The organism is Caulobacter sp. P1_B12_2 (assembly GCF_056406675.1).
This window is the reverse complement of the sequence record NZ_JBFTZS010000654.1, coordinates 1-1802: the sequence shown is the minus strand read 5'-3', so window position 1 is coordinate 1802 and position 1802 is coordinate 1. Positions and strand designations below refer to the sequence as shown.

Annotated in this window: 2 protein-coding genes; one reads left to right on the top strand and one right to left on the bottom strand. The window is 69.0% G+C overall.

Translation table 11 applies throughout. The features are described from left to right. Window positions 1-14: 14 nt before the first annotated feature. Entirely contained in the window at window positions 15-665 is a 651-nt protein-coding gene (locus tag AC1DZ6_RS24530; RefSeq protein ID WP_477099712.1) for a TetR/AcrR family transcriptional regulator, read from the bottom strand. Between the two features lie 151 nt (window positions 666-816). Here AC1DZ6_RS24530 and AC1DZ6_RS24525 point away from each other — a divergent pair, with 151 nt between their 5' ends. Continuing rightward, a complete protein-coding gene (locus AC1DZ6_RS24525) occupies window positions 817-1752 on the top strand; it encodes an alpha/beta fold hydrolase (protein ID WP_477099711.1) in 936 nt (311 codons plus the stop codon). Window positions 1753-1802 lie beyond the last annotated feature (50 nt).

Here is a 1802-nt window from a genome sequence, read left to right as displayed (position 1 = left end):
GGGCGCGGCCGCCGTCAGCCCCCCCGCAGGCCGTTCAGCAGCAGCGGCACGATCTGCCGCACGGTGGCGTCCACGTCGGTGGGATCGGCCGCGCCGCCGCTCAGGTGCGCGGCCCGGCCGTTGTCGGCCATCACGTACAGCATCGTGCCGATGATCATCTGGAAGCCCCAGACGATCTCGGCCTCGCCGCGGTCGGGCAGGGCGCCGCGCAGCAGCTCGATCGTCTTGCGGGCGGTGGGATCGAAGATCTCCTTGATGATGCCCCGCTCGCCGGCCTTGGGGTCGTTGGCCTCGCGGGCCAGCATCACGCCGAAGCTGGCGTTGCCCTCGGTCTTGCGCAGCGACAGCATCGGGGTCAGCACGGCCTTGACGATCAGTTCCAGCCGGCGGGCGGGGTCGTCCTCCATCTCGGCCAGGGCCAGGCCGGCCAGACGCTGGGCGCCGGTGCTGGGGTGTCGGGCCACGAACACCTCGCGATAGAGGTTCAGCTTGGTCTTGAAGTGGTAGCTGACCAGGGCGACGGGGACGTCGGCCTGCTGGGCGATCTGGCGCATCGAGGCGCCGTCGAATCCCATCTCGGCGAACACCTGCTCGGCCACCTTCAGGATGCGGTCGCGCGCCGCGCCTTCGCCCGCCTCGGCATGTCTCTGGGTCTTGGGTCTCATCGTCCGACTCATCTGTCACTGATGGCATTTGACCATAAATCAGGTGATATATAAAACTGATCAATCGTACAAGAAATATGTTTACACGGCCAAAAATACTGCTCACCCTATTGAGGACGCCAGACGTCGCCACCCAAACGGAGCGCCTCACATGAAACTGCTCGCCTCGGCCGCCGCTGGAGCCCTGCTCCTGGCCGCCTCCGCCCTCGGATCGCCGGCCCTGGCCCAGGTCCAGCCCTTCCCCACCGGCTTCAAGGCCCAGGAGATCGCCACCAACGGCACGACGCTCCACGTCCGGGTCGGCGGTCACGGCCCGGCCGTGGTCCTGCTGCACGGCTTCGGCGAGACGGGCGACATGTGGTCGCCTCTGGCCAGGGACCTGGCCAAGGACCACACCGTGATCGTGCCCGACCTGCGCGGCATGGGCCTGTCGGCCCACCCCGCCGGCGGCTACGACAAGGCGACCGAGGCGCGCGACATCGCCGGCGTGCTGACCGCCCTGAAGGTCGAGCGCTACGCCCTGGTCACTCACGACATCGGCAACATGGTCGGCTTCGCCCTGGCCACGCAGCAGCCGCGGAACGTGACCAAGTTCGTGCTGCTGGACGCCCCGATCCCGGGCGTGGGTCCGTGGGACGAGATCCTCAAGAGCCCGCTGCTCTGGCACTTCCGGTTCGGCGGTCCCGACATGGAGCGCCTGGTCGCCGGCCGCGAGCGCATCTATCTGGACCGCTTCTGGAACGAGTTCTCGGCCGACCCCAAGAAGTTCGACGAGCTGTCGCGCCAGCACTACGCCGCGCTCTACGCCCGCCCGGGCGCCATGCGCTCCGGCTTCGCCCAGTTCGGGGCCTTCGACCAGGACGTGACCGACAACCGCGCCTGGCTGGCGACCGGCGCCAAGCTGCCCATGCCGGTCCTGGCCATCGGCGGCGCCAAGTCGTTCGGCCCGATGATGGCCGTGGTCATGCGGTCGGCGGCCACCAACGTCACCGAGGGCGTCGTGCCCGACTCCGGCCACTGGCTGATGGAAGAGCAGCCCGCCGCCACAGTGACGATGATCGACGCCTTCCTGGGGGACGCGAAGTGATCCGGGCCGCTTCCCTGCTGGGCGTCGTCGCCCTGGCCGCCGCGCTGCAC

Coding starts and splice junctions, on each gene's coding strand:
- AC1DZ6_RS24530 (WP_477099712.1), bottom strand. CDS start 665: ATGAGACCCAAGACCCAGAGACATGCCGAGGCGGGCGAAGGCGCGGCG.
- AC1DZ6_RS24525 (WP_477099711.1), top strand. CDS start 817: ATGAAACTGCTCGCCTCGGCCGCCGCTGGAGCCCTGCTCCTGGCCGCC.